The sequence below is a fragment of the Streptomyces sp. NRRL WC-3549 genome, from assembly GCF_000721935.1.
Lineage (GTDB): Bacteria > Actinomycetota > Actinomycetes > Streptomycetales > Streptomycetaceae > Streptomyces.
Genome location: NZ_KL585398.1, coordinates 1 through 8466 on the forward strand (window position 1 = coordinate 1; position 8466 = coordinate 8466).

Sequence of the window (8466 nt, forward strand, 5' to 3'; positions counted from 1 at the left end):
TCCCAGTCAGCGGGGTTCGTCTTCCCGGCCGTTGGGCCGTTCCGACGCTCAAACTCTAGCGGATTCTCCCGGCGACTCATAATCGAGCCTTCGAATTGAATTCCGGCATGCCGAAATTCTCCCCGGTGGGAGATCGTGCTGAGTTTGTTTGCCGCATGCGCGGCGGGAGGTGTTCGCCGCGGATCCGTACCGGCTCCGTGACAACTCGAAGTACCTTACGGACCGGACCGGGGTGTGTCAACCCCGCCCCACCACCCCGGCCACACCGTCCCCGCAGCACCGCACACGGGCCCCCGCAGGGGCGCCCCTCCGGTGCCGGTCAGTCCAGGTCGGTGAGCCGGCCGCCCGCGTCCGGCTGCTCGTGCTCCACGCGGCGCAGCAGTCGGATCAGGATCTCGCCGAGCGCTCCGCGTTCCTGGTCCGAGAGGTCCTGGAGGAGGTCGCCCTCGAACGTGGTGGCCATGCGCATCGCCTCCAGCCACTTGGTGCGGCCCTCGTCCGTCACCTCGACGATGACGCGCACCCGGTTGTTCTCGTCCCTGTCCCGGGTGACCAGGCCCTCGCCCGCCATCCGGTCGATGCGGTGCGTCATCGCCGCCGGGGTGAGCCCGAGGCGCTTCGCGAGCTCCCCGGGCCCGAGGCGGTAGGGCTCGCCGGCCAGCACCAGGGTCTTCAGGACCTCCCACTCGGCGTTGCTGATGCCGAGGTCGGCGAGTTGTCTGCCGTACGCGACGTTCATCCGGCGGTTCAGCCGGCCGAGGGCGGAGACGATCTGCTCGACCTGCGGGTCGAGATCCCGGAACTCGCGCTGATACGCGGCGATCTGCTCGTCGAGGCTGGGCTCCTGGAGCCCGGGCTGCTCGGGGGTGTCAGACATGGCGGGAGTATTGCACGCCTGCCGTCGCCATCTAAGTTCTTCGGCCTGAAGTGTTCACCATCAAACTTTAGTGCTAAAGTCTATCAGTCTGTGTACTTCAAAATGCGATGTCTGAGGTAGGTGAGTGTTGACCAGGGAGATGGGCGCGGCGCTGCGGCGGATCCAGGTGGGGAGCGCGCTGAGCGCGTTCGGCCTCGGGTTCACCGTTCCGTATCTGTACGTCTACGTGGCGCAGGTACGTGGTCTCGGGGCCGGTACGGCGGGTGTCGTACTGGCTGTCTTCGCCATGGCGGCACTGGCCGTGCTGCCGTTCACCGGACGGGCCATCGACCGGCGCGGACCGCTGTCCGTCCTGGTGGTGGCGTCGGCCACCGCGGCCCTCGGTGCCGTCGCGCTGGGCGTGTCGGGTTCGGTGACCACCGCGGTGCTCTCCGCGGCGGTCCTCGGAGCGGGTACCGCGGTCATGCAGCCGGCTCTCGCGACGATGCTGGTGCGGTGTTCGGACACCTCGACCCGCACCCGGGTCTTCGCCATGCAGTTCTTCCTGCAGAACCTGGGACTCGGGGTCGGAGGCCTGGTCGGAGGGCAGCTGGTCGACGTCGGCCGGCCGTCGACCTTCACCGTGCTCTTCCTGATCGAGGCGGCGATGTTCGTCGTGCTCGGCGTCGTCGCGGCCACCGTGCGCATGCCGCGGACACCCGCCGCGCCCCTGGCCGGCGGGGAGGGCTCGGCCGCTCCCAAGGCCGGACTGCGGGTCCTGCTGTCGCACCGCGCGATGGTGCAGCTGTGCGTGCTGGGCTTCGTGATTTTCTTCGCCTGCTACGGGCAGTTCGAGTCCGGCCTCGCGGCGTACGGCACCGAGGCCGCCGGGATCGCCCCGTCGACCCTGGGTGTCGCGCTGGCGGCCAACACGGCGGTCATCGTGGTGGCCCAGTTCGTCGTCCTGCGTCTCGTGGAACGCCGTCGGCGCAGCCGCGTCATCGCCTGGGTGGGTCTGATCTGGGCCTTCGCCTGGGTCGTGGCCGGTTACGCGGGCCTCGGGCACGGCAGCCAGACGATGGCGACGGCCGCGATGATCTCGACGTACGCCCTGTTCGGGCTCGGTGAGTCCATGCTGTCCCCGACCGTGGCCCCGCTGGTCGCCGATCTGGCTCCGGAGGCCATGGTCGGCCAGTACAACTCGGCGTTCGCCCTGGTGAAGCAGCTCGCGCTGGCGGTCGGCCCGGCCGTGGGCGGCCCCATGGGGGCGTCGCTGCACGGGCCGTACATCGTGACCTTCGTGCTGTTCTCCCTGGGCATCACCGTGCTCGCGCTGAAGCTGGGACGACGGCTCACCGCCGTCCAGGACAACCCGTCACTCGCCGCGGCACCGTCCCGGGTGGTGGCCGTGTCCCTGCCGGAGAGCGAGCCGGCGCCGGCCCCCGTCGCCACTCACTGACGTACCCGGGTCAGGCGGGCAGGGCGAACTCGCACCACACGGCCTTGCCGCCCCCGGGGGTCCGACGGCTGCCCCAGGACGAGGCGATCGTCGCGACGATGGAGATGCCGCGGCCCGCCTCGTCCGCCGGTTCGGCCCGGCGGCGGCGCGGAAGGTGCTCGTCGCCGTCGGTGACCTCGATGATCAGGCGGCGGTCGGTGCGTCTCAGGGCGAGGCGCATGGGCGGGGTGCCGTGCTGGAGGGAGTTCGCCACGAGTTCGCTCGCGGCCAGTACCCCCAGGTCGCAGAGTTCCACGGGGAAGCGCCAGGAGGCCAGGACCCCGGTGGCGAACGCCCGCGCCCGGGGCGCCGCCTCGACCCCGCCGAGCAGGTCGAGCGAGGCGTTGTGGAAGAGCTCGGCACTCGCTCCCGTGCGGGCGGGGTGCTGGACGACCAGCACCGCCACGTCGTCGTCGTGTTCCGCGGTCACCCCCAGCGAACGGATGAGCCGGTCACAGACCACCTGGGGCGTCCCGTCCGCACCGGACAGCGCGCGCTCCAGGGCGGTGAGCCCCTCGTCGATGTCCTCGCCGCGGCGCTCCACCAGGCCGTCGGTGTACAGCACGGCCGTCGAACCGGGAGGCAGGGCGATCGTCCCGGACGTGTGGGACCAGCCGCCGGTGCCGAGCGGGGGGCCCGGCGGTTCCTCCGCGCGGCGGACCGTGCCGTCCTCGTCGCGTACGAGGATCGGGAGGTGCCCGGCGGAGGCGTGGACGAGGTGCCCCTCGTCGGGGTCGTGGACGGCGTAGACGCAGGTCGCGATCTGGCTGGCGTCGATCTCGGCGGCGAGGACGTCCAGGAGCTGGAGCACCTCGTGGGGCGGCAGGTCCAGGCGCGCGTAGGCGCGGACCGCGGTACGCAGCTGGCCCATGACCGCCGCGGCACGTACGCCGCGCCCCATCACGTCGCCGATGACGAGCGCGGTCCGGCCGGCGCCCAGGGTGATCACGTCGTACCAGTCGCCGCCGACCGCGGCGTCCGTGCCGCCCGGCTGGTAGGTGGCCGCGATGCGCAGGTCGTCGGGCTGTTCGAGGTCCTGGGGCAGCAGGGAGCGCTGGAGGGTGACGGCCGTGTCCCGGTGGCGGCGCTCACTGGCCCGGAGGCGCTCCGCCGCTTCGGCGTGGTCGGTGACGTCGGTGGCGTAGACGAGCACACCCGCCTCGCCGTCCGGGTCGCTGACGGCCACGGGGGTGCAGGTGACGGTGTACGAGTGGCCCGTGAGGACCTTGCGGGACTTGACCGTGCGCGGCGTACCGCTGCGCAGGACCTGGCCGACCAGGGGCAGCAGGCTGAGTTCGGTGAGCTCCGGCATCGCCTCGGCGGCGGGCGCGCCGCGAGGCCGTTCACCGAAGGCGGCCGTGTAGGCGTCGTTGACGTAGGTGATGCGCAGGTCGGGACCGTGCAGCAGGGCGACCGGGGCGGGGAGGCGGCCGAGGATCCCGCTCGCGGAGAGCGCTTCGAGCGGGGTGCCGCCGGACGGATCCGGCGCGTCCGCCCGGGATGGGTGGCCGGGCACCGGCCGGGTCGACTCGGCACGGGCGGCGGGGACGGAGCCCTGGTCGTCCCGCACGGCGGCGCGACGCTGAGTTCCGGGGAAACGGGCGCTCCAGCGCGTGAAGTTCACGGAATTTCTGGCCTCGTGTGTCGGTCTGGTCCGCTCGGGCAAGCTGCTTCGTCTGCCGGGCCCTGTGCCGGTACGTCGCCGGCCGAAGCTCCGGGGCCGGTCCTCGGGAGGGGCCGATCAGGCGTCATCGTCTTCTCGTTCATCTGCGACGGTCACTGTAGGTGACTGCCGACCGGGTCACTCTGCGCAGGTGTGGGCCCACCTATGGTCACACGCCCAGTGTGACCGACCGTACTGACAGTTGCCGTACGGCTGCCCGTCGGACGGCTGAACCGCGGGCTTCGGCCCGCACGGACGTACGCGACGGGACGGCGTGCCGTCCCGGGTACGGATCAGCCGGCCGCGCCCGGAGGGGCGCCGTCCTCTGGTTTCCCGTCCCCCGGGTGCGCGCGCCGTCGGTCGCCCCCGGGCTGGGACGGGAAGGAGTGGCCGCCCGCCGCGAGCGCGAACTCGGCGCGTGGGTGTTCGAGCGAGCCGAGGGAGACGATCTCGCGTTTGAAGAGCCCGGCCAGGGTCCACTCGGCGAGCACCCGGGCCTTCCGGTTGAACGTCGGTACCCGGCTGAGGTGGTACACGCGGTGCATCAGCCACGCCGGATACCCCTTGATCTTGCGCCCGTACACATGGGCCACTCCCTTGTGCAGCCCCAGGGACGCGACGGACCCGGCGGAGGCGTGGCGGTAGTCCGTGGGGGGCCGCCCGGCGAGCGCGGCCAGGACGTTCTCGGCGAGGACCCTGGCCTGGCGCACCGCGTGCTGGGCGTTCGGCGCGGTCACGGCGCCCTGCTCGGACGAGGTGAGGTCGGGCACGGCCGCCGCGTCTCCGGCCGCCCAGGCGTGCTCGGCGCCCTCGACCGCCAGGGCGGCGGTACAGCGCAGCCGGCCGCGTTCGGTGAGCGGGAGGTCGGAGGCGGCCAGGACCGGTGCGGGCTTGACCCCGGCGGTCCACACGAGCGTGCGCGTCGGGAAGCGTGAACCGTCGCTGAGTACCGCGATCCGGTCCTCGCAGCTGTCCAGCCGGGTGTCGAGCCGGACGTCGATGTTGCGTCCCCTCAGTTCCCGGACGGCGTACCCGCCGAGCTCCTCACCCACCTCGGGGAGGATGCGGCCCGTGGCCTCGACGAGGATCCACCGCAGGTCCTCGGGCTTGATGTTGTGGTAGTACCGCGAGGTGTAGCGGGCCATGTCCTCCAGCTCGGCCAAAGCCTCGACGCCGGCGTAGCCGCCGCCGACGAAGACGAAGGTCAGGGCGGCGTCACGGATGGCGGGGTCCCGGGTGGCCGATGCGATGTCCATCTGTTCGATCACGTGGTTGCGCAGGCCGATGGCCTCCTCGACCGTCTTGAAGCCGATGCCGAAGTCGGCGAGGCCCGGCACCGGGAGGGTCCGCGAGACGGAACCGGGTGCCAGGACGAGTTCGTCGTACGGGATCTCGACGGCGCCGGTCCCGTCCTCGCCGGTGGCGAGGGTCGTGACGGTCGCCGTGCGCTTGGCGTGATCGATCCGTCGGGCCTCGCCGATGACGACCCGGCACCGGCGCAGAACCCGGCGGAGCGACACGACGACGTGGCGCGGCGAGATCGAACCGGCCGCCGCTTCCGGGAGGAACGGCTGATACGTCATATAGGGCTCGGGCGTGACCACCACGATCTCGGCCTCACCGCTCCGCAGTCTCCGCCGCAGCTTGTCCTGGAGACGCAGTGCCGTGTACATCCCGACGTAGCCGCCGCCGACGACGAGAACACGTACGGCCGGCCGGGTGCCGGGGGCCGTTCCCCGGGAATCTGGAGCCATCACCATCCCATGACGCAACGGAGTCCTGTGTTTGTCCACAGGCCCGGCAATTTGTGTGACCGGAGCGCTCCGTCCGCCCGCCGCGTCGCGTTCGGCGCCCGGCCCGCCTGCGGTGCAGGTCAGGCATAGCGGGATCGACCGGCGAGCGGGGTCGAATGGGGGTCCAACCGGTCCTTGCTCCGATCGGGGGGCGCTCCGTGCGGAACTGGCCCCTTCTGAATTGACTCGGGCTCAACTATGTTCGTACCCCGTCGGGGTGCAGGGTCAGGACCGTGATCCGCACAACGACCGACACGGCGGGGAAGTCTCCGGGGGGAGACGTCATAACCGGGGGAAGTCATGCACATTCAGGATTTGCAGGCGCAGAGTGTTGTCACCTCCTCTTCGGAGGCTCAGGGACGATTGGGTCCGGTGGCGGTGGTGGGATCGGCGGCGATCGCCGCGGCGGGCGGGGGCGGGCCCCGCTCGGCGCCGCTGCGTGTGGACGCCCAGCGCAATCTGGAACACGTCCTGCGCGCCGCACGCGAGGTGTTCGGTGAGCTGGGGTACGGCGCGCCGATGGAGGACGTGGCCCGCCGCGCCAGGGTCGGGGTCGGCACGGTGTACCGGCGCTTCCCCAGCAAAGACGTGCTGGTGCGCCGGATAGCCGAGGAGGAGACGGCCCGGCTGACCGACCAGGCGCGGTCGGCCCTGGGGCAGGAGGACGAGCCGTGGTCGGCGCTCTCGCGTTTCCTGCGGACGTCGGTGGCCTCCGGTGCGGGGCGGCTGCTGCCACCGCACGTGCTGCGGGTCGGGGTCGACCAGGACGAGCCGGCCGCCGTACCGGCCGGGGGCGAGCAGCGGGTTCCGCACCAGCGTCAGGGCGTGACGCAGCCCGGGCACCAGGTGGTGTCGCCGCGGCCCGCCGCCGAGGAGGAGCCTGACGACGACGCGGGCGCGTCCGAACTGCTGGAGGTGGTGGGCCGGCTGGTCGACCGGGCCCGGGAGTCGGGTGAGCTGCGCGGGGATGTGACGGTGGCCGACGTGCTGCTGGTGATCGCCACGGCGGCTCCGGCCCTGCCGGACCCAGCCCACCAGGCCGCCGCTTCCGCCCGGTTGCTGGACATCCTGCTGGAGGGGCTCCGCTCCCGGCCCGTGTAGCCGCGTGCCGGCCCGCCCCGGGCGAGGGAATGATCCCCGACGGAGTGACCTCGCGGGGCCGGTGTACGGGAAGTCGCCCCGGACGAGTGGTTGCCCCGGTCGGGGGCCGGTCGCGGTGGGGGCCTGTGGCACGCTTGCCCGACAGTTCGGGTCCGAGGGTGCAGACGGGGGCTTTGGCGATGAGCGGTGAGGCGCAGCAGGACGAGCCGTCCACCGCTGCTGCGGGAGGGGGCGGGAAGGCCGGCGGGCAGCCTGCCGTTCCGGTGCCGGAGCAGAATGGTCCGGCACCGTCCAACGGCCGTTCCGAGGCCCCTGCCGACCGCCCCGGCGTGGCCGCCCGGACCTACCGCCCCGGCGTGACCGGCGGGGCCGGGGCCGCGGGTGGCGGAGCAGCCGCGGACGGGCGTCCGGGAGGCGCGTCCGTCGGCAGTGCGTCTCCCGGAGCCTCCTCCGTCAGCAGCGCCTCTTCGAAGGGCACGTCCACCGGAGGCGACTCCTCACGAGGCGGCACCGTCCTGCCCGGACCCTGGTCGGTGCCCGACGACGACGCGACGCCCCGCGGCCCTGGCCCCGTGACGCGGAGCGGGCCGGTTCCGGAGGGCGGTACCGCGTTCGCCGTGCCGCTGCAGCGCGAGGGCCGTGGCGGCGGCTCGGCCGACCTCGGGGTGTCCGACGCGCAGTTGCTCCAGAGGATGCGCGCCGGTGACGACCGGGCGTACGAGGAGCTGTTCCGGCGCCACTCGGGGGCCGTGCGCCGCTATGCCCGGACCTGCTGCCGCGACGCGCACACCGCCGACGACCTGACGGCCGAGGTGTTCGCCCGGACCTTGCAGGCGGTGCGCGGCGGCAAGGGGCCGCAGGAGGCGGTCCGGGCCTACCTCATGACCGCCGTCCGGCACGTCGCCGCCGCCTGGACGAAGAGCGCCGGGCGCGAGCAACTGGTGGACGACTTCGCCGTGTTCGCGGCCCAGGCCACCCGCGCGGCGAAGCTGTCCGAGGCCGACACCGTCGAACTGGGCGCCGATGTCCGGGCGATGCGCGAGGCGGACCGGTCGATGGCCGTGCAGGCCTTCCGCAGTCTGCCCGAGCGGTGGCAGGCGGTGCTGTGGCACACCGCGGTGGAGGAGGAGTCGCCCAGCGAGGTCGCACCGCTGTTCGGCCTCACGGCCAACGCCACGGCGGTCCTGGCCGTCAGGGCCCGCGAAGGGCTCAAGCAGGCCTATCTGCAGGCCCATGTGAGCCAGGCGCTGACGGCCGGCGGCGACTGCGCCCGGTACGCCGACCGGCTCGGTGCCCACGCCCGGGGCGGTCTGCGGACCCGGGCGGAGCGCGGGCTGCGCAAGCACCTGGAGGAGTGCGCGAGGTGCCGGATCGCCGCCGGTGAGCTGGACAGTGTGAACGCCGGCATCCCGGCGCTCCTTCCGGTCGCCGTCATCGGCTGGTTCGCCGCCGGCTACGCGGTCAAGGCGGCGGGCGCCGTGGTGGGCGGGGCGGCCGGCGCGGCGGGTGCCGGGGCCGCAGCCGCGGCGACGGGCGGCGGGGCGTCCTCGGGGAG

General features: G+C 72.9%; 6 protein-coding genes. 3 read left to right on the top strand and 3 right to left on the bottom strand.

Going from position 1 to position 8466, the window contains the following annotated elements; translation table 11 throughout:
• Nucleotides 1-319: 319 nt before the first annotated feature.
• Nucleotides 320-877: a MarR family winged helix-turn-helix transcriptional regulator gene (locus IH13_RS0114355; protein ID WP_031084436.1), complete on the bottom strand. Its 558-nt coding sequence runs from the start codon at nt 875-877 to the stop codon at nt 320-322.
• 139 nt (nt 878-1016) lie between these two features.
• On the opposite strand from IH13_RS0114355, the gene IH13_RS0114360 reads away from it, so the two are divergent.
• On the top strand, nt 1017-2315 hold the full coding sequence (locus IH13_RS0114360) for an MFS transporter (RefSeq protein ID WP_031084437.1): 1299 nt from the start codon (nt 1017-1019) through the stop codon (nt 2313-2315).
• Nucleotides 2316-2325: 10 nt separating this feature from the next.
• On the opposite strand, the gene IH13_RS0114365 is transcribed toward IH13_RS0114360, so the two are convergent.
• A complete protein-coding gene (locus IH13_RS0114365; protein WP_031084439.1) occupies nt 2326-3978 on the bottom strand; it encodes an ATP-binding SpoIIE family protein phosphatase in 1653 nt (550 codons plus the stop codon).
• 332 nt (nt 3979-4310) lie between these two features.
• A complete protein-coding gene (locus IH13_RS0114370; RefSeq protein ID WP_037841383.1) occupies nt 4311-5771 on the bottom strand; it encodes an NAD(P)/FAD-dependent oxidoreductase in 1461 nt (486 codons plus the stop codon).
• A gap of 339 nt (nt 5772-6110) precedes the next feature.
• Between IH13_RS0114370 and IH13_RS0114375 the strand changes: the two genes are divergently transcribed.
• Both IH13_RS0114375 and IH13_RS0114380 read left to right on the top strand, forming a co-directional pair.
• Nucleotides 6111-6911, top strand: a complete 801-nt coding sequence (locus IH13_RS0114375; protein WP_031084444.1) for a TetR/AcrR family transcriptional regulator — start codon at nt 6111-6113, stop codon at nt 6909-6911.
• A gap of 179 nt (nt 6912-7090) precedes the next feature.
• Nucleotides 7091-8466: sigma-70 family RNA polymerase sigma factor (locus IH13_RS0114380; RefSeq protein WP_234433300.1), on the top strand; the 1376-nt coding region annotated here is incomplete at its 3' end.